Source organism: Lysinibacillus sp. BNK-21 (assembly GCF_048684915.1).
Taxonomy (GTDB): Bacteria; Bacillota; Bacilli; order Bacillales_A; family Planococcaceae; genus Lysinibacillus; species Lysinibacillus capsici.
In genome coordinates, this window is record NZ_JBLQTS010000001.1 from 1,160,327 (window position 1) to 1,179,887 (window position 19,561).

At 36.3% G+C, this 19,561-nt stretch carries 18 protein-coding genes; 11 read left to right on the forward strand and 7 right to left on the reverse strand.

Translation table 11 applies throughout. The features are described 5' to 3' along the window. Positions 1-36: 36 nt before the first annotated feature. The 4 genes from ACMGGO_RS05840 to ACMGGO_RS05855 all read left to right on the forward strand — a co-directional run bounded on the left by ACMGGO_RS05840 (position 37) and on the right by ACMGGO_RS05855 (position 2,357). Positions 37-453 (forward strand): YugN family protein, encoded by a 417-nt coding sequence (locus ACMGGO_RS05840; protein WP_054550010.1) that lies wholly within the window; start codon positions 37-39, stop codon positions 451-453. 151 nt (positions 454-604) lie between these two features. Further along, positions 605-766: a hypothetical protein gene (locus tag ACMGGO_RS05845; protein WP_167444838.1), complete on the forward strand. Its 162-nt coding sequence runs from the start codon at positions 605-607 to the stop codon at positions 764-766. Positions 767-810: 44 nt separating this feature from the next. Continuing rightward, the gene (locus ACMGGO_RS05850) at positions 811-1,887 is read left to right on the forward strand and encodes a PQQ-dependent sugar dehydrogenase (RefSeq protein WP_066036518.1); all 1,077 of its coding nucleotides are present in this window, start codon (positions 811-813) and stop codon (positions 1,885-1,887) included. 50 nt (positions 1,888-1,937) lie between these two features. Continuing rightward, positions 1,938-2,357, forward strand: coding sequence for a universal stress protein (locus ACMGGO_RS05855; protein WP_054550012.1), 420 nt, complete (start codon positions 1,938-1,940; stop codon positions 2,355-2,357). 61 nt (positions 2,358-2,418) lie between these two features. Here the strand turns inward: ACMGGO_RS05855 and ACMGGO_RS05860 are convergent, their stop codons facing one another. From ACMGGO_RS05860 to ACMGGO_RS05890, 7 genes are all read right to left on the reverse strand, one after another. Beyond that, a complete protein-coding gene (locus tag ACMGGO_RS05860; protein ID WP_048395106.1) occupies positions 2,419-3,276 on the reverse strand; it encodes a DUF6612 family protein in 858 nt (285 codons plus the stop codon). A gap of 247 nt (positions 3,277-3,523) precedes the next feature. Continuing rightward, a complete protein-coding gene (gene qoxD / locus ACMGGO_RS05865) occupies positions 3,524-3,808 on the reverse strand; it encodes a cytochrome aa3 quinol oxidase subunit IV (protein ID WP_004226585.1) in 285 nt (94 codons plus the stop codon). After that, complete coding sequence (gene qoxC / locus ACMGGO_RS05870) at positions 3,808-4,407, reverse strand: cytochrome aa3 quinol oxidase subunit III (protein WP_016991860.1); 600 nt, start codon at positions 4,405-4,407, stop codon at positions 3,808-3,810. The genes qoxD and qoxC overlap by 1 nt, the downstream gene beginning before the upstream one ends. Before the next feature lies 1 nt (position 4,408). Then, the gene (qoxB, locus tag ACMGGO_RS05875; protein WP_048395108.1) at positions 4,409-6,352 is read right to left on the reverse strand and encodes a cytochrome aa3 quinol oxidase subunit I; all 1,944 of its coding nucleotides are present in this window, start codon (positions 6,350-6,352) and stop codon (positions 4,409-4,411) included. A gap of 61 nt (positions 6,353-6,413) precedes the next feature. After that, positions 6,414-7,319, reverse strand: coding sequence for a cytochrome aa3 quinol oxidase subunit II (gene qoxA / locus ACMGGO_RS05880; protein ID WP_048395109.1), 906 nt, complete (start codon positions 7,317-7,319; stop codon positions 6,414-6,416). 826 nt (positions 7,320-8,145) lie between these two features. Beyond that, the gene (locus tag ACMGGO_RS05885) at positions 8,146-8,988 is read right to left on the reverse strand and encodes a DUF2785 domain-containing protein (RefSeq protein ID WP_420281661.1); all 843 of its coding nucleotides are present in this window, start codon (positions 8,986-8,988) and stop codon (positions 8,146-8,148) included. A 242-nt stretch (positions 8,989-9,230) separates the two neighbouring features. Then, entirely contained in the window at positions 9,231-9,695 is a 465-nt protein-coding gene (locus tag ACMGGO_RS05890) for a hypothetical protein (protein ID WP_103118506.1), read from the reverse strand. A 213-nt stretch (positions 9,696-9,908) separates the two neighbouring features. On the opposite strand from ACMGGO_RS05890, the gene ACMGGO_RS05895 reads away from it, so the two are divergent. The 7 genes from ACMGGO_RS05895 to ACMGGO_RS05925 all read left to right on the forward strand — a co-directional run bounded on the left by ACMGGO_RS05895 (position 9,909) and on the right by ACMGGO_RS05925 (position 19,509). Beyond that, positions 9,909-10,892 (forward strand): hypothetical protein, encoded by a 984-nt coding sequence (locus ACMGGO_RS05895; RefSeq protein ID WP_048395114.1) that lies wholly within the window; start codon positions 9,909-9,911, stop codon positions 10,890-10,892. Positions 10,893-11,010: 118 nt separating this feature from the next. Next, positions 11,011-12,300: a trigger factor gene (gene tig / locus ACMGGO_RS05900; protein ID WP_048395116.1), complete on the forward strand. Its 1,290-nt coding sequence runs from the start codon at positions 11,011-11,013 to the stop codon at positions 12,298-12,300. Positions 12,301-12,981: 681 nt separating this feature from the next. Continuing rightward, the gene (gene clpX / locus ACMGGO_RS05905) at positions 12,982-14,253 is read left to right on the forward strand and encodes an ATP-dependent protease ATP-binding subunit ClpX (RefSeq protein WP_036075657.1); all 1,272 of its coding nucleotides are present in this window, start codon (positions 12,982-12,984) and stop codon (positions 14,251-14,253) included. A 230-nt stretch (positions 14,254-14,483) separates the two neighbouring features. Then, entirely contained in the window at positions 14,484-16,808 is a 2,325-nt protein-coding gene (lon, locus tag ACMGGO_RS05910; protein WP_048395119.1) for an endopeptidase La, read from the forward strand. 4 nt (positions 16,809-16,812) lie between these two features. Further along, on the forward strand, positions 16,813-17,394 hold the full coding sequence (gene yihA / locus ACMGGO_RS05915) for a ribosome biogenesis GTP-binding protein YihA/YsxC (RefSeq protein WP_048395121.1): 582 nt from the start codon (positions 16,813-16,815) through the stop codon (positions 17,392-17,394). A 135-nt stretch (positions 17,395-17,529) separates the two neighbouring features. Continuing rightward, positions 17,530-17,703 (forward strand): YjfB family protein, encoded by a 174-nt coding sequence (locus ACMGGO_RS05920; RefSeq protein WP_420281662.1) that lies wholly within the window; start codon positions 17,530-17,532, stop codon positions 17,701-17,703. 144 nt (positions 17,704-17,847) lie between these two features. Next, positions 17,848-19,509, forward strand: a complete 1,662-nt coding sequence (locus tag ACMGGO_RS05925; protein ID WP_054550016.1) for a hypothetical protein — start codon at positions 17,848-17,850, stop codon at positions 19,507-19,509. The last annotated feature ends 52 nt before the right edge of the window (positions 19,510-19,561 follow it).

The following is a 19,561-nucleotide window of genomic DNA, read 5'->3' on the forward strand; positions in this document are numbered from 1 at the left end:
TTAAACTTTTATCGAGTGAAAGGAGGAGAAGATAAATTGTTACAATTTGATTCAAAAATTGTTGGAAAAGAGATAGGGTTTGGCTATTTACGAGATAAAATTGCCGATCGGGGTTTCACGATTGGCGGGAATTGGGAGTACTATAAAGGTAGCTTTGACTCGGTATTATGGAAAGAGGCAGGAGAAACTATTTATTTACGTGTCCCTTTTATCGTCACATCAGGAGAGCTTGATAATGAAGATGCTCAAATTCGTTTTCAAAAGCCATTTGTCATTAAGCATGTTGAGAATATTGGTCTAGATTATGATGAGGGCTCCTTACTAGATGCAACTGGTGCTAGTCAATTTCAAACTCCGCTTGATAAAGATGGATACATTCATGATAAAAGTAGATGGATTCAAGCAGGTGAACAAGCTGTGGAAGAAAAAGTACTACCATTTTTCATTCATTAGTTAGATAAATTTAAATAGCTGCTACAAGAAATTATATGTCTTTTATCCTTATTATTTTGGGAACATATAATCAAAAATATAAATAGAATTGTCGTAAGAATTTTCCAACATTATAATGATATTAGCACGTACTACTATATGAGGTGAGTTTATGGATAAAATAGCTATAGATGATTTTCAGCATTCCTATCAGAAATTGCACCAAGAACGACTCATCCATCGTAAAGAAGCCTTTCTAGAGGTGTTAGAGAAAACAAGAACATTTGGTGAAATAATCCTGTTTGAAAGTATAAAAAGTAAGAGAGGCGTCTAGGTGGCGTCTCTTTCTATTTTTCATAAATGAGAGGATGATTAATCATGGGACGTTACATACCTTTAATACTGCTAATGATGATTCTATGTGTTGCTTGTACGTCAACGAAGGATAATAACGATAATAGGTTAGAAAGTGAGGAAAATCATGCTAAAGATGCCATGAATTCCTCTATTGAAATAATAGCAGATCAATTGCAGACACCTTGGTCGATTCAAAAAAGTGGAGATGTCTTTTATATAGCAGAAAGGCCAGGAAGTATTGTCAAGATTGCGGAAGGGGGCGTTGATAGGCAGCAGGTTATCCTGAAAAAGGAGCTATCAACTGCTCCAGAAGCTGGTATGTTGGGATTTGTGTTAGCACCTAATTTTCCTACTAGTCAAGTTGCTTATGCGTATTATACGTATGTCGAGGAAGAGGAACAATTTAATCGAATTGTTACGTTAACGTTTAACGATAATAAATGGCTCGAACAGAATCTTATTATGGATCGAATAAAGAGTGGTACATACCATCATGGGGGACGTTTGAAAATAGGTCCTGACGGCAAGCTGTATGCAACGGTAGGAGATGCAACACAACCTTCTTTAGCACAGGATGTGGAAGCTTTAGAAGGGAAAATTTTGCGCATCAATTTGGATGGCACCATACCGAATGATAATCCTTTTCCTCAATCCTATATATACAGCTATGGACATCGAAATCCACAAGGCTTAACATGGTCTAATGATGGTACGATGTATGCCAGTGAGCATGGCAATGCAGGAAATGATGAAATTAATATCATTGAGAAGGGGAAGAATTATGGCTGGCCTCTTATTGAAGGAATGGAGAAAGAGCAGGGGATGATAACACCTCTTTTTACATCCGGTTCTTCTAACACATGGGCACCATCAGGCATTGCTATTGTAAATGATCAATTATATGTCGCTGCCTTAAGAGGCACAGCAGTCCTAGCTTTTGATATAAATAAGAACAAACACAATGAATTACTATCAGAATTTGGTAGAATTCGTGATGTCTTTGTGGATGAAAAATTTCTTTATTTTATTAGCAATAATACAGATGGTCGTGGAAATCCGCAACCTCAGGATGATAAACTATATCGAACGCCATTGTGATATAATATTTGAGAAAACATGGAATGGTAGGATGAATGGGGAGGACAAACATGGCAAACTATCTTAAGATCGCAGTAGCAATTGATTTCTCAGAACAATCATTAAAAGCATTGGATAGAGCTAGTCAATTAGCAAAGGAACACAATGCTATTTTGCAATTGGTGAATGTCATTGATACAAAATCGTTTGGAGCAGTTTCAGCATATGACTTAAAATATGCCGAGGAATTGAAGAAGGAAAACATTCTTAAAATGGAAAAGCTAGAAAAAGAGGCATTACAGACAGGAGTCAAAGAGGTCGAATCCATTGTAGAAACAGGTTCACCAAAAGGTATTTTAACACAGTTACCTCAGGTTGATTTAATTGTTTGCGGTGCAACTGGATTAAATCGTATGGAGAAAATGATGTTAGGCTCTGTGGCAGAGAAAGTCGTACGTCATGCGCTTTGTGATGTGTTGATTGTTCGTTAGTTGTTAAAATAGTTTAGAGTAAAAGAACCTGCTTGTGCTAGTAGACAAGCAGGCTCTTTTTTTATTGGAATGTTTGAGCGTTATCAATAATGCTTTGAGGTATATCGATTGTTTTTAGATGATTAAATTCAGTATACGTAACGACTGATTTTGTATTCATTAACAATTCGTCACCTTCTACGGCCATTTTTAAGTCAAAATTCATATCCATTTTGTTCGTATCGAAAGTCTCTTTATCGATGTGTAGTACGTAGTTAATTTTTTCAATTGATAGTTGATCCATTGGATTTTCTTCTAGACCCATTTCTTGCATAGACTTATTAATCTCAGAATCGATTAGTTCTTTGAATTTATCGCCTTTTGCATCTAATGTAAGGACGTATTCATCATCCGTTTGTTCAAATGTAAAGTCCTTAATGAATTTTTTCAATTGTTCTAGCTGTTCCTTCGCATCAGCAGAAGCCGCCGTTTGATCTAATATAGCATCAAAGTTCTCATCAGGGAGCTTTAACCAGCTATCTGTTGTCGAATCCTTCATAAATAAGCCTGCATCTTTTTTCATATACATTTCAATTGGCATGTCCATTGTTTCTTTACCTTCATTCATCATATCAGGCATTGTCATAGATCCTGATAAATGCATTGCAAGTGGATCAACGATGATATCCATCTCCATTTTGGAGTCGATTGAAAACTCCATTGCTTCTTCACCAGACCCAACCTTTGTCACCTGTGTCATATCCATTTTAGCACTTGCACTTTGAATATCAGCCTGGCGATCTACTGCTTTGTCATACACTTGTTCTAAAGTGAGTTTGCTTTTATTAGTTGTGTCTTTCGTAGGCGTAGCGCTTGAATTACAAGCGGCAAGTGTCAACGCTAGTGTTCCGACTGCTAATACTTTAAAAATTTTCTTCATTACTTTCATCTCCTATTCTTGGTAAAAAACACTATCTACTACTATACGCACTAAAAAAGGAAAAGTTTCATAAATTGTTAGAAAAGAACTACTTTTTTATTAAAAAAATAACATTACTCCTACTTTTGTAATCTTTAAACGCGATAATTATCAAATGAATAGGGATAAAACAAAAAAGCTGTCATGAACTTATCGTACAAGGACGATAAGTACAGACAGCCTTTTGCTTACACCATAGTGTAATGGATCAATTATAACCCCAGATCATAGCAAATAATGTACCAATGATTGTCACAACACCTACGAATACTGAGTATAAAATTGTTGTATATAACGTTTTTTTATCTTCAGATTCACCGATGTGCATGAATAATACTAATTGTACAGTTGCCTGTGCAAGAGCAGTTACTAGTAAAATTCCAAATGCCATATTAAGAGACATATCAAATTTTACAACTGCTAAAGCTACGATTGTTAGTAATAGTGAGAAGCCGAAGCCCATCACATGTTGTTTTGGGAATAATTCCTTCATCAGCTAATCAGTCCTTTCAAGTAGACGAAGCTGAAGATGAAAATCCAAACAACGTCTAGGAAATGCCAGTACAGTGAGAAGATAAACGCTTTATTAGCCGTTTGTGGGTTTAAGCCACGTTTCGCTACTTGGATTAAAATAGCTACGCCCCAGAAGAAACCAAATGTTACGTGGGCACCGTGCGTTCCAAGTAAAGTCATTAATGACGATAAGAATGCGCTTGTTTGAATCGTCGCACCTTCGTGTACATATGTGACAAATTCATCAATCTCAATAGCTAAGAAGCCAAGGCCTAGTAATAGAGTGATGATAAAGAATGTCATCATCGCTTTTTTACGACCAATACGCATTGCATGAACACCAAGACCAATTGTGAAACTACTTGTTAATAATAAGAATGTTTCCCATAGAACGGGAGTTAATTCGAAAATCTCGGCACCATCTGGTCCACTACCTGTACGTGTATGAAGTGTGAAATACACAGTAAATAAAGTGGCAAATAACACGATTTCGGCGCCAAGGAAAATCCAAAAACCAAAGATTTTTAGACGGTTTTCCTCTGTACTATATTCTAATGGAAGTGAAGAATCGATTTTCATATTATTTATCACCTCTCAAGCTTTTCTCAGTTGCCATTACTTCCTCAACTGAAATGTAACGACCATGATCTTTTTCAAATGAACGATGGATCATGAAGCCAAATACACCAAGCATACTGATGATGGCTGGAATCCATAGATTAAATACAGCGAAGAATGCTGCAAGGAAGAAGAATCCACTCATCCAGAATGGTGTGCCTGTATTATTTGGCATGTGAATTTTTTCGATTGTACCTGCAGTAATATCGCGACCTTCTTTTTTCGCGAACCAGAACTCATCTAAGCGAGTAACGGTAGGCACTACGGCAAAGTTATATTCTGGTACTGGAGAATGAGTAGCCCACTCAAGTGTACGACCATCCCAAACATCTGCCTTTTCATTACGAGGCATATGCTTCCAGCTATAGTAAATATTGTAGACGATTAATGCAAAGCCGACTGCAAGACCTAGAGCACCAACGAACGATAACATGTTCAATGGACCATAACCAGTAGACTCAGAATAAGTGTACATACGACGAGCATATCCATCTAAACCTAAAATGAATAGTGGGAAGAACGTTACGTTGAAGCTGATGGCAATGAACCAGAAACCAGCTTTCCCTAATTTTTCATTTAGACGGAAACCGAACATTTTTGGCCACCAGTAGTGGTAACCTGCAAGGACACCAAATACTGTACCTGGAATTAATACATAGTGGAAGTGGGCAACTAAGAACATCGTATTATGATATTGGTAGTCAGCACTTGCCATCGCTAGCATTACCCCTGTAACCCCACCAATTGTGAAGATAGGAATAAAGCCAAGTGCATAAAGCATCGGTGTTGTAAATTGAATTTTCCCGTGCCTCATTGTGAGTAGCCAGTTGAATATTTTAACCCCAGTAGGAACGGCGATTGCCATTGTTGTAATAGAGAAAACACTGTTTACCATTACACCATGACCCATTGTATAGAAGTGGTGGGCCCAAACTACGAATGATAGTAGGGAAATGACCACCATACTCATCACCATTGATTTGTAACCGTATAAGTTTTTACGTGCGAATGTTGCAATGATTTCTGAGAAAATACCGAAAGCAGGTAGGATAACGATATAAACCTCAGGATGTCCCCAAACCCAGAAAAGGTTGGCCCAAAGCATATCCATACCACCGTCTTGCATCGCAAAGAATTTTGTGCCGAATTGACGGTCAAACATCATAAGAGCAAGCGCTACAGTTAATACTGGGAACGCGAATACGATAATAATGTTTGTAATTAAAATTGACCAAGAAAACATTGGCATTTTCATTAATGTCATACCAGGAGCACGCATTTTAATGATCGTCGTGATAAAGTTAACACCTGTCATTAAAGTACCAATACCTGATAATTGAAGGGCTAAAGAATAATAGTTATTCCCTACAGTCGGACTAAAATCCGTACTTGCAAGAGGGAAGTAGGCTGTCCAACCAGCGTCTGGTGAACCACCGATAATGAATGATAAGTTTAATAAACCAGCACCTGCTGCAAATAGCCAGAAGCTGACAGCGTTTAGACGTGGGAAAGCAACGTCACGTGCACCGATTTGAAGTGGAATGACAATGTTCATTAAGCCGATAACAAATGGCATCGCCATAAATAGAATCATTAATAAACCGTGTGTTGTGAAAATTTCATTATAGTGTTGTGCATCAAGAAGTCCGTTATCTGGAACGGCTGTTTGTGCACGCATTAATAGTGCATCGATACCACCGCGGAATAGCATTAATAAAGCTACTGCGATATACATAATCCCGATTTTTTTATGGTCAACAGTTGATAGCCAGTTTTTGTAGAAATAGCCCCATTTTTTGAAATAAGTAAGGCCTGCTACGATAACCACTGCACCAACTACGATACTAATAGCTGCCGCTAAAATCATCGGTTCTTGCATTGGATGGAATAATTCTTCCATACTCATTGGATGCGCTCCTTTCAGAATTAAAAATTAATGTCTCGATTCGTTCAACGATAAAATCAAATTAATGACCAGAATGTTCATTATTCATGTCTTCTTCAGACATGTCCCCATGATCCATTTCATCCATATTCATGTGTTTACCATGTTCCATTGGAGCTGGTCTAAAGTCTAAGTGTGTAGATGAGAAGCTTTGGCGCCCAACATGTTCTGCCTCTAAAAGCTCATCAAATTTTTCTTCTGTTAATGGTGCCTCTTTCGATTTAACATCAGCAACCCATTTATCGAAGTCTTCTTGTGTCATAGATTGTGCTTCAAATTCCATTTCTGCAAAGCCACGTCCATTAAAGTTAGAGTTACGTCCCATAAATGAACCAACTTCATCTGCTGCAAGGTGAATTGTTGTTAACATATCACTCATAGCATATTTTTGACCTGCTAATTGAGGAATCCAGAAACTTGTAATTGGACCAAATGAGTAAAGCTTAAATTCAATTGGACGATCCACCGGAATGTTTACATAGTTAACTGTTTCAACACCTTCTTCTGGATAACTAAAGTGCCATTTCCAGTTTGATGATGATGCATAAATCACTAAAGGCTCCTTATCGTCATAACCTGCTGGTTGAGCTTCTACTGTAGATGTTGTTCTTACTGTCACTACAGCTAAAAATGCTACGATAATAATTGGAATTACTGTCCATGTAATTTCAAGCAGATGACTTCCTTCTTCATGAGGAGGCTCATAATCTGCAGCTGCTTTTGATGCACGATATTTTGTAAGCATAAAGGCTAAAAGCACATACACGACTAGCAATATAAAGGCCATTGTAATAATGGATAAGATAATTGTGTTTGATAATGTTTCAGCATTAGGTCCTTTTGGATTGAACACTGTTAATGGTTCACATCCAGCAAGAAGAGCAATCGCACTCAATGCTACTAACATTAAACTTAATTTTTTCTTCATGTTTGACTCCTTTCTATAGAACGGCTATTCATAAAATTCATGTGTTTTTTGTCAGTGTCACATTTACAAATAGTTGATACTGAGGTCACCTCTTTTATCTTGGCGTATCAATCAACAACTTAAGAAATTACAATGGCATGGTTCAATATGAAACATAAAATCTAGTGTTGATTGATCTGATGCAAGCGTTAGCAAAATCAATGATTTGCGCAATCGTTTAAATAAATACTTGGTTAACTACGATTGTCACAATCTCTCGTTGTTTGCACATTGGATTATACGCCCTGTTTTTAAGAAAAAACATAATTTTGTTATGAAAAAGATAGTATAGCGGTATTGAATTTGAACATTTTTTGAACAAAAATCGTTATTTTAGTATTGGTATTTATAGGTTTTGTTTATTAAACACTGTGTAAACGTTGAAAATACTGCATTCCTGATGTTTACCTAAGTAAATAATTTAAAATGTGAAAAATGGTATTTCACATTTTAGACGCTGTTTTGTAATAAAATCATTGTCATACCAGACCTATTGGGATTTTTTATTTGCCTTTTATCCAAAAAAGGAGTAGATGCAATGACGTTTTATGGAAACAATAGGTTGAATTTTCAATGAAAGGAATGAGCGAGGAGGGAATAAATGGAGCGAAATATTAATTATGTTAATATAATAACTGGTTTTCTTTAATATCCATATTTTTACTTCATTTGTTTTATTTGAAAAGTAAAAAGCAAACTAAGCCAGTTCTTAGTTTGCTAGTATTTTAGAAAAAATTTATGTTATCAAGAATTAAGCGGTGTAATTCAGCATTTTTAAAATTACCTGTCAATCACCAAGCTTCAGCCATTTGGCTACTTGTCCATAAATCGTATTTTGAAGCTGTGGAGCTTTATTATTCATTTTCAAAGAAAAATACAGTGTTTTCATAAAGTTTAAGGTACAAGTTCTTCCACTAAAGAAGAGCTCATTATAACCTTGTGTCATTAAATGCATTTCAAATTTATCAAAAGCCTGCTCAACAAATTCGATCAGTGCTTCCTCTGAGTAATTTTGAAGTAATAATGCATCCACTATATTAATTAAACGTTCCTCTTCATCGTTAACAAAGACTGTTTCTTTCCAAGTGACAAGTTTTAATGCATGTAAAATGGATGGTGCATACTGTAAATCGAATTTTGGATGTTTTATTGTTGTTGTAGCTAAATCTGCACCATGTGCAATACTGTGTGCCCATCCTTTTCCCTGAACATATCCTCTCATATCCTGTTCTAATAACAAATAACGGCCAATTTTTTTAAAGAACACTTGTAGGTCTTCATCTCTTAAAACAAGTAATTCAGCGTCCTTTGCAAGAAGACCTGCAACTAGTAAAGCAGAAAAAGAACGAGTAAAGACACTATCCTCTGTTTTATCTCCGATATGTAAATATAAAAAATCCTCACCTGTAACTGTATCAAACAAATATTGAAGTTGTTGAGAACTCAATAAATTATCACTTAGTAAATCAACAAAGGTGCGATAAATGAGCTGGTCTCGTAATTCGGCATCAACTGAGCCAATATGGGTTAACATCTCCTGTAATAGCCAATCACTATGTTCGAACATAAATGTCTGACGCTCAGACAGTGTCATTGTAGAAAAAGACTGTAATGTTTCTTTAATATCCATGTAAAAAAAAGCCCCCAACTTATTTTTGTATTTTATATTATAGCGCCATTTCATTTCGAAGGGATAAATTTGAAACCTTCATTTTAATTAAGCACAGTTAGAATGTCCTCTTTATAACATAATGTTTACAATATTATTTCCAGAAACTATAGAAAGTTGTTATGATAGAAACGCAATAAAATGGTAAAACTAAAATGTGAACAATAAAAAAGACATACCTATTTAAGTATGTCTTTGTCTAGCTAAATAATGACTGCTGATTTAATGCCAATTGGCCATTCAGTTAGCGTGTGTTGATTTGTCTTTAACTCGACAAGAATATTGGCATTTTTGATTGCATCAATGAGCCATTCACTATAGTGACGATTTGGTTCAGGATGTTGTAAAATCTGCTGCATATCTTTTTTATCAACATGTAGCAGCTTGTAGTTACATTCAATGTTTACTTTTTGAGGAATAATGGAAAGAGACTCGTTTTGATGACCAAGTGCAATAGATCCAGGAATACACCCTTGAATTTTTAAAATATAGGTGCTGGCTTCTTGTGTGTAGACATCTATTTTGGTGCGTGTTAAAAGTTCAAATTCTATCGGCTTATCTTGAAAAGGGCCGTCCGTTGTAGAAATTGAAATGACTTTAATCGATAATGCCTCGAATGCAGATGAGATACAATGATCAAATTCTGTAATTGTATCAAGTAATTGCATGGATTCCACTCCTTGTTAAGAACTTGATTTTCTTGATGCAGACAACAAAGGGGAAGCGTCTGCGAATTGTGATAAATTTTAGACTATTCTAATTATAATACAATTTATTACAAAATATGAATGCAAAAGCAATAATTTTTTGTTAAAAACAAGAAACTTGGATTTTTTTAGTAAATAGCAGAAATGAAAAATTAGAATAATGAGGTGAGAAAAATGACAAAAAGAAAGCGTCATGTCATTAAACATGACAATGTTGTTGTTTTTCCGGGCGCTGTCCAAACATTAATACGTGAAGGACATATGTTTGCTGAAAATTTTCAGTATGAAAAAGCGGTGGCAAGCTTTGAAAAGGCATTTGTGTACGAAGCTGGAGATGAATTTGCTCTTAGTGCCTATGCTTTCGCTTTGTATGAATTAAAGGACTATAGCAAGACAAAGGATGTTTGTGAGCAATTATTTTCAATGGGTACGTCATTTTATGTAGAAATCATGGAATTGTACATTACCGTATGCATGCAGTTAAAAGAATACCATCAAGTAGAGTCATTAATTTCAACGCTACTTGAAGAAAATGTTTTGCCTCAGGATCAAATTGAAAAATTTGAACGCTTAAAAAATTTGAATAGTGAAGTGTCTAAGAATCTAGAAAAAAAAGAAAATGCACAACGTTTAATAGAAGAACAGGAATATGACCTTGAGAAATTTAGGGCACTTAGTCCAAATGAGCAATCCATTCGCTTACATCGACTTATGGATACAAATGTAAGACAATTAAAAGAGCCGTTGAAAGAGATTATTGAATGTTCCACGATCCATCCGTTTGTCCAGAGTCTAGCGCTTATATTATTAGTAGAACAAGAAGTAGCTATCAATGTTACAGTAGCCAAATTCAATCAAACCAAAGTTGTTAATCCTACTGAATTAGTATTGCCTAACCAGCTACCGCAGTATGGAGAAATAAAAAATATACTAGAAGTGAAGCTAGAACAAGACCCATCGACTTTGGAAATGGTACAATATTTAATGGCAAAGCATGCCATTGTAACGTATCCATTTGAATGGCACCCGTTCGAAGCAGATGATGTTGCCTATAGTTATATTGATTTTGTCTTAGCGATGCTTGGAAATGTACAAGAAATGGACTATGAAATTATTGACTTTTTACAAATGTTAGAAAAGCTAACAGAACTACATTAGGTATGAAATAAGTTGAAACTATACACATCTATGTTATACTAAAATGGTTGTCAAAATCGTAGTTACGAATGAATTGTCTAACATCTAAACTTGATTATTTATTTGGAGGTATTTATACATGTCAGCAAAATGGGAAAAACAAGAAGGTAATATCGGTACTCTTACAATCGAAGTACCTGCTGCAGAAATCGACGCAGCAATGGACCAAGCGTTCAAAAAAGTTGTAAAACAAATTAACGTACCAGGTTTCCGTAAAGGTAAAATGCCTCGTAAAATGTTTGAACAACGTTTTGGTATCGAATCTCTATACCAAGATGCATTAGAAATCATCGTTCCTGAATCTTATGCAAAAGCAATTGATGAAGCTGGAATTATGCCAGTTGATTACCCAGAAATCGCTGGTACAGAAAACTTTGTACACGGTCAAGATTTCACATTCACTGCACAAGTAACAGTGAAACCAGAACCAAAGCTAGGAGACTATAAAGGTCTAGAAGTATCTAAACTTCCAGTAGAAGTAACGGATGAAGAAGTAGATGCACAAATTCAAGATCAATTAGCTCGTAAAGCAGAGCTTGAAATCAAAGAAGACGAAGCAATCGTAGAAGGTGATACAGCTGTGATCGACTTCGAAGGTTTCGTTGGCGAAGAAGCTTTTGAAGGTGGTAAAGGTGAAGACTATCCACTAGAAATCGGTTCAGGTTCATTCATTCCAGGTTTTGAAGAGCAATTAGTTGGTGTTAAAGCTGGCGAATCTAAAGATGTTGTTGTTACATTCCCAGAAGAATATCATGCAGCTGAATTAGCTGGTAAAGAAGCTACTTTCAAAGTAACTGTGAAAGAAGTTAAAACAAAAGTTCTTCCTGAGTTAAATGATGAATTCGCAAAAGAATTAGATCCAGAAGTTGAAGGCGTTGAAGCTTTACGCGCTAAAATTAAAGAACAAACTGCAGCTCAAAAAGAAACAGAATCAGATGCAGCTCTTCGTGATGAGCTTGTAGAAAAAGCAGCTGAAAATGCCGACTTTGAAGTACCAGCAGGTATGATCAACTCTGAAACTGATCGTATGTTACAAGAATTTGGTCAACGTTTACAAATGCAAGGTATGAATCTAGACCTTTACTACCAATTCTCTGGTCAATCAGAAGAAGACTTACGTGGCCAAATGAAAGAAGAAGCTGAAAGCCGTGTGCGTGTATCATTAACACTTGAAGCAATTGCTGAAGCTGAAAAAATTGAAGCATCTGAAGCTGATATTGAAGCAGAATTAGAAAAAATGGCTGCTCAATTTAACATGACAAAAGATCAAATCACAAGTGCTTTAGGTGGAACAGCAGTACTTGAAAATGACATCAAAATCCAAAAAACAGTTGAATTTTTAGTAGAAAACGCTAAAATTACTGAATAAGATTTTGTGTAATTAGATACCCAAAAAAACAAGGTACGGCATTCTTCCGTGCCTTGTTTTATCACATAAACTCTTAGCAATCAGTCCCCTTAACATTTAATTCACTTTATACTTCACTTATACATAGTATTGTTTTAGTTTTTATCTTCATTCAGCAGATGTTTTTGTATCCAAAGTATAATGTCAGGTACAAAAAACTACCATCTCACATAGATGGCGAGCTGTAAGCCTTTTAACCTTTTTAGTGTGTGTTTAAACCACGACTGAATGAAGATAGTGCCTGCTGGCATGCGGCAAGGATTTAGATTGAAGTCCTGGCGCTATTAGAGTCAAGGCGAAATTGATACGATGCTAAACTTAACTTCATTCAGAAAGGTTCTAACTAAATAAAATTTATTTTTTGAGTGATATACCCTTGGTTGATGAATGTAGTAGATTTATAAATAGAGATCAGTAGTTTGTAGTGTGTCGGAAGTGAATAAATGTAACTTTATAGCAGTATAAGGTGGCGAAGTAAGCAGGTTCCTATAGCATGCTTCGAAAGACAAATGAAGTAAAGTACATGACGATGCGTTATAATCTACACATGCATAATTACTGAGGCGTAAATGATGCAGACAATTTATTTGATAAAGGTTCAATAATCTTGTAAGATTGTTGCTTGAATAGGGGTGAAACATATTGTTCAAATTTAATGATGAAAAAGGCAATTTAAAATGCTCATTCTGTGGAAAACCACAAGAACAAGTGCGTAAATTAGTTGCAGGTCCAGGTGTTTATATTTGTGATGAATGTATCGAGCTTTGTTCAGAGATCGTTGTAGAGGAACTAGGTGTAGAAGAGGAGATCGAATTCCAAGATATCCCAAAACCGAAAGAAATCTTAACGATTTTAGATGAGTATGTAATTGGACAAGAGCGTGCTAAAAAAGCATTGGCAGTCGCAGTTTACAATCACTATAAACGTATCAATACGAATAGTAAAATTGATGATATTGAATTAGCAAAATCGAACATTGTGTTAATCGGCCCAACTGGTAGCGGTAAAACTTTATTAGCTCAAACGTTAGCACGTATTTTAAATGTTCCATTCGCTATTGCGGATGCTACCTCCTTAACTGAAGCAGGTTATGTTGGTGAGGACGTTGAAAATATTTTATTAAAGTTAATCCAATCAGCTGATTATGATATCGAACGCGCTGAAAAAGGGATTATCTATATTGATGAAATTGACAAGGTTGCACGTAAGTCGGAAAATCCATCTATTACACGAGATGTTTCTGGCGAAGGTGTTCAGCAGGCACTCCTAAAAATTCTTGAAGGAACAGTTGCAAGTGTTCCACCACAAGGAGGACGAAAACATCCTCATCAAGAATTCTTACAGATCGATACAACCAATATTCTTTTCATTGTTGGCGGTGCATTTGATGGCATTGAAACCATCATTAAACGACGTCAGGGTGAAAAAGTAATAGGATTCGGTTCAGATCCGAATAAAGTAGATGTAGATGAAGGTTCTATCATGTCCAAGCTGATTCCTGAGGATTTATTGAAATTTGGTTTAATACCAGAGTTCATTGGTCGATTACCTGTACTTGCGAGTCTGGAGCAATTAAACGAAGCAGCACTAGTACAAATTTTAACAGAGCCGAAAAATGCACTAGCCAAGCAATATCAAAAAATGCTTGAATTAGATGGCGTTGAGCTTGAATTTGATGAAGATGCTCTTGTGGCAATTGCTAAGGAAGCAATTGAACGTAAAACAGGTGCGCGTGGTCTTCGTTCAATTATTGAGTCAACAATGCTTGATGTAATGTACGAATTACCTTCACGTGAAGACGTGAAAAAATGTATCATTACAGCAAAAACAATTACGGATAAAGAAAAACCGAAATTGCTTCTTGAAGATGGCACTGAACTCGATGAAGGTAGCGACACTAAAACTTCAGCATAATGAATAGACGTGGCTGTCTACCGTTGTGAGATAGAGAGTAATTAGCTGACTTCGATTGTGCAATATTCGCACATATCGACAGTCAGCTTTTTATTCATTCCTACATAAAGCCAGCTGTAACTTGAAGAAATTTTTGGCTCGCTTCAATATCTAGTGTGAATCAATTTTTTAAACACATACTAGTAGCGCGGGATGTTAACATGAAAATTTTGACGGAGGTGAATGCCCGCATGGTGACAATACAAAAAACAACAAATGTACCATTATTGCCTTTGCGTGGACTTTTAGTATTCCCATCGATGGTGTTACATATTGATGTGGGTAGAAATCGTTCTGTAGCGGCGCTTGAGCAGGCAATGTTAGAGGACCAAATGATTTTATTGGTAACACAAAAAGAAATGCACGATGAACAACCTGAAGAGCAAGATTTGTATTCAGTTGGTACAATTGCTTATGTCAAACAAATGCTTAAATTACCAAATGGCACGTTACGTATCCTTGTAGAAGGAGTTGCTCGTGCAACGTGGAAAAACTATCGTGCGTTAGAGAAGTATACGGTTGTCGATATTGAAATTAAAGAGGAGTCAACGGAAAAAGATGTAGAAACACAAGCATTGATGCGGACATTGTTGACGTATTTTGAAAAATATGCAAAATCCTCCAATAAAATTACAACTGAGACGATCAATACTGTAACGGATATTGAAGAGCCTGGCCGTTTAGCTGATATTATTGCTTCTCATTTGCCGTTTAAAATTGCCGACAAGCAAGAAGTATTGGAAATGCTAAGCGTTAAAAAACGACTAGATCATTTAATTATTCGCTTGCATGATGAACAGGAAGTATTGGATCTAGAAAAGAAGATTAATTCCAAAGTAAAGCAGTCAATGGAGCGTACGCAAAAGGAATATTATTTACGTGAGCAAATGAAAGCTATCCAAACGGAGCTGGGAGATCGCGAAGGGAAAACTGGAGAAGTTGCAGAATTACGGAAGCGTATCGACGAAGCTGGTATGCCAGAAACAACAAAGGAAGCAGCACTGAAAGAATTAGATCGCTATGAAAAAATACCTGGAGCTAGTGCAGAGAGCGGTGTTATTCGCAATTATATTGATTGGCTTATTTCATTACCATGGACAAATGCTACAGAGGATCGCATGAATATTGCCCATGCTGAAAATATTTTAAACCGAGATCATGATGGATTAGAAAAAGTCAAAGAACGTGTTCTAGAATATTTAGCAGTACGTCAGCTGAAAAATTCACTGCGAGGACCTATTTTATGCTTAGCAGGGCCTCCTGGTGTTGGTAAAACATCATTAGCTCGCTCCATTGCCGAAAGTTTAGATCGAAAGTTTATTCGTATTTCTTTAGGTGGTGTTCGAGATGAATCGGAAATTCGCGGACATCGACGTACGTATGTTGGTGCAATGCCAGGACGTATTATTCAAGGAATGAAAAAAGCAGGTACCATTAATCCAGTATTTTTATTAGATGAAATCGATAAAATGTCGAATGATTTTAGAGGTGACCCTGCAGCAGCCATGCTTGAAGTTTTAGACCCTGCGCAAAATAATACATTTAGTGATCATTATATTGAGGAACCATATGATCTATCTAATGTGTTATTTATTGCAACTGCCAATGATTTAAGTAGCATCCCAGGACCATTATTAGATCGTATGGAAGTAATATCTATTGCAGGCTATACTGAAATCGAGAAAGCTCAAATTACAAAAAATCATCTTATACCAAAGCAGCTTAAAGAGCATGGCTTGAAAAAAACGCAAGTGGTAATCAAAGATGAAGCAGTCACTGATATTATACGTTATTATACTCGGGAAGCAGGAGTTCGCGGTTTAGAACGACAAATCGCTACGCTTTGCCGTAAAATTGCCAAAGTAATTGTATCTGGTGAGAAAAAACGCGTAACGGTTAGCTCAAAATCATTACAAGATTTACTAGGTAAACATCGTTTCCGCTATGGACAGGCTGAAAAGGAAAATCAAGTGGGTGTCGCTACTGGACTTGCTTATACAACAGTTGGTGGAGATACATTACAAATTGAAGTTTCTTTAACACCAGGTAAAGGGAAGTTACAACTAACTGGTAAGCTTGGTGAAGTAATGAAGGAATCGGCTCAAACAGCCTTATCCTATGTTCGTACGAAGATGGAACACCTTAATGTGGATGCAGAATTTTTTGATACTCACGATATTCATATCCATGTACCAGAGGGCGCTGTACCTAAAGATGGACCATCAGCTGGTATTACAATGGCAACTGCTATCGTTTCGGCTATTCTACATCGCCCGATTCGCCGCGAGGTAGGTATGACAGGTGAGATTACCTTGCGTGGCCGTGTATTGCCAATCGGCGGCTTAAAAGAAAAAACATTAAGCGCTCACCGTGCAGGATTAACGACAATCATTTGTCCTAAGGATAATGAACGTGATATAGAGGATATTCCTGATAGTGTACGTGAGCAACTAACATTTAAACTAGTGACATCGGCTGATGAAGTTTTAGCCTATGCGCTGGACGGAGGTTTTTAAAAAAATGAAAGTCCATAATGTCGAAATGGTCATTAGTGCGGTACGACCAGACCAATATCCAGAAGATGGACTGCCAGAATTTGCATTAGCAGGTCGTTCGAATGTAGGAAAGTCTTCCTTCATAAATCGAATGATCGGACGTAAAGCTTTAGCACGTATTTCATCTAAGCCTGGTAAAACACAAACCCTTAACTTTTATAAGATTGAAGAACAGCTATTTTTTGTAGATGTTCCAGGGTATGGTTATGCAAAGGTTTCTAAAACAGAGCGTGAGGCATGGGGAAAAATGATCGAGCGCTATTTTACAGGACGTCAGGAGTTAAAAGCAGTCGTACAAATTATAGATTTGCGACATCCTCCGACAGCTGATGATCGTATGATGTATGATTTTTTAAAGCATTACAATATTCCTTGCATTGTCATTGCAACGAAGGCAGATAAAATTCCAAAAGGTAAATGGGATAAACATAAGAAAATTGTCAAAGAGACACTGGAGATGGAAAAAAGTGATTCACTTATTGTCTTCTCATCAGAAACGGGTCTTGGCTTTGAGGAAGCTTGGAAAACAATCGAAAATAAAATGTAATAAAAAACATCTATTGTATCTAAACCGTTAGGACAATAGATGTTTTTGTATTTTCAATCGAGTGGTGTAGAAAATTAGGGAAAATACTTGATGATGAAACTATTTGTCCGATAAATTAGATAGGAGGTGGACTAGATGGATATCGCAGCTTTATCGATGGCAATGAACCAAGCAACACTTATGCAAAATGTATCTTTAGCTGTTACGAAACAGGCAATGGAAATGCAACAGCAAAATACAGAACAGTTAGTTGAAATGTTAGATGCTCCACATCCAGCAGCCGGACATACAATTGATATTCAAGTATGAAGTAGGCAAGGTAGCTTGAAGTTAAAAGCTACCTCAACTTTTGTTTTTTAGAAATAAATTCAAGAAGGCCTAAAATGTAACTTTTCGAATAAGAAAAACTACCAATAATACGATATACTAATAATTAGTAAGGAGGCAGGTTTTTTGAAAAAATATTTATACATACTGATGATTACGTTACTGATGATAGTTGGTTTTTCCTTTAATCAATCTGCTAAAGCAGCCCAACTAGTGACAGGGACATTTGTTGATGTAACGTTTTCGGAATATACGAAGCCTGATGGTACGATAGAAAAGCAACTTAGTAAAATTACATTGGAAAATGATCGTGGACGAACAGTAACCTTTAATATTAATAAAAATACTAGATTATATATTAATAATACGTCTACAACGATTGAGGGTTTTAAGATGGGGATGGAAGTCGAGGCTGAAATTTCTCTTAGAAGTGTTGTTGAACTTCGCGGTACCTCTCATACACCAACAGAAACAAATGTACCATCAACAGGAAGCAGTAACGGTAAAACAACTGCTGGTGTCGTCACGAGTATTGATCCAAATGGTTTATTTATCATGGTAAAACCAGATGTTGGCGCAGAAACGACATACTATTTAAACAAAGAAACCAATTATCAAAAAGGTTCTTCAGCAACAGATATTAGTGCATTATACGTTGGGGATCGAGTTAAATTAAGTTTCAAAAATAAAACTTCCTCAATCATATCAAAGGTAGCTATCAGTGAAACAGGTACGCTCGTTGAAAACTTATATAAAGGCGAGATACAAGCGGTCAATCCTAATGCCAACAAGCTTACCGTGAAAAATCAGCATGCCTTTGTTAACTGGCAGTTTGGCTCTCAAACAACAAATGATCTTTCAACTATGCCTTTTACATCCAAAGTACCAATCTATGTTGGGAATACAAAAGTCGAGAAAGGTCAGCTGAAAAATTATATAGGTAGCGAAGCATACTATGCGACCGTTAAACAATTTGGTAAGGAAGTAATCGAGAAAATTGTCGTATTAAAAAATAATGAAAGAACATATTACGAACCAATGCTGTCTGTTGATACAGATTACCAACTACTGAAACTGAAAACAGCAGGAACAATGTATTTCCATAATGGAACTATTTTAATTCGAAATGGACGATTAATTGAACCTACTGGTCTTATGGCATATGGTACTGCTTTTGTCGTGGCTGATGGTGCTACTCGTGATCACTATGCCCAAGTAATACAAGTTACAAGTGATAGCTTCATGTCACCTAATCTCGCAGGTCATGAATTATATTATGGACGCTTATCTCAAGCAGATGGATATGTAATTGAAATTGACGATGCGATGAAGATTGAATCAAATGTTTTCAAGAAAGCAGATCGTACTGTACTGTCAGTTAGTAATTCAACGAAAGCCATGGTAGATGACGGCAATAAAACATATAGTGTCATGCCAGATATTGAACTTTACTTATCTGAGGGAGATTATGGTTATTTCTATGTGAAGGAAGGCCATGTACAAGCTCTTCATATTTTAGACAAGGCTAAACCTGTTGCCCCTCTAATGCTTGCAGGGAAACTACAGTCTGTAAAATCTACGTATCCTGCAGTCATTAATGTCAAGAGTGTTAGTCAATGGCAAAATGGTCGTTGGTATGAAGCGGGTGAAATGGTTAATATGAATATTGACCAAGCGACACTGATTAAAGCAGGTAAGGTGATTCAAGCTTCTGACTTACAGCCATCTGATCGTTTAGTTGTATTATCAGATCGATTTGTTAAAGCTCATTTTATTTTGGTAGATTAGCATAAATATTAAACTAAAAAATCTGCGAGTCTCATGCGAATATGTTTCATAA

Coding starts and splice junctions, on each gene's coding strand:
- ACMGGO_RS05845 (WP_167444838.1), top strand. CDS start 605: ATGGATAAAATAGCTATAGATGATTTTCAGCATTCCTATCAGAAATTG.
- ACMGGO_RS05850 (WP_066036518.1), top strand. CDS start 811: ATGGGACGTTACATACCTTTAATACTGCTAATGATGATTCTATGTGTT.
- ACMGGO_RS05855 (WP_054550012.1), top strand. CDS start 1,938: ATGGCAAACTATCTTAAGATCGCAGTAGCAATTGATTTCTCAGAACAA.
- ACMGGO_RS05860 (WP_048395106.1), bottom strand. CDS start 3,276: ATGAAGAAAATTTTTAAAGTATTAGCAGTCGGAACACTAGCGTTGACA.
- qoxD (WP_004226585.1), bottom strand. CDS start 3,808: ATGAAGGAATTATTCCCAAAACAACATGTGATGGGCTTCGGCTTCTCA.
- qoxC (WP_016991860.1), bottom strand. CDS start 4,407: ATGAAAATCGATTCTTCACTTCCATTAGAATATAGTACAGAGGAAAAC.
- qoxB (WP_048395108.1), bottom strand. CDS start 6,352: ATGAGTATGGAAGAATTATTCCATCCAATGCAAGAACCGATGATTTTA.
- qoxA (WP_048395109.1), bottom strand. CDS start 7,319: ATGAAGAAAAAATTAAGTTTAATGTTAGTAGCATTGAGTGCGATTGCT.
- ACMGGO_RS05885 (WP_420281661.1), bottom strand. CDS start 8,988: ATGGATATTAAAGAAACATTACAGTCTTTTTCTACAATGACACTGTCT.
- ACMGGO_RS05890 (WP_103118506.1), bottom strand. CDS start 9,695: ATGCAATTACTTGATACAATTACAGAATTTGATCATTGTATCTCATCT.
- ACMGGO_RS05895 (WP_048395114.1), top strand. CDS start 9,909: ATGACAAAAAGAAAGCGTCATGTCATTAAACATGACAATGTTGTTGTT.
- tig (WP_048395116.1), top strand. CDS start 11,011: ATGTCAGCAAAATGGGAAAAACAAGAAGGTAATATCGGTACTCTTACA.
- lon (WP_048395119.1), top strand. CDS start 14,484: ATGGTGACAATACAAAAAACAACAAATGTACCATTATTGCCTTTGCGT.
- yihA (WP_048395121.1), top strand. CDS start 16,813: ATGAAAGTCCATAATGTCGAAATGGTCATTAGTGCGGTACGACCAGAC.
- ACMGGO_RS05920 (WP_420281662.1), top strand. CDS start 17,530: ATGGATATCGCAGCTTTATCGATGGCAATGAACCAAGCAACACTTATG.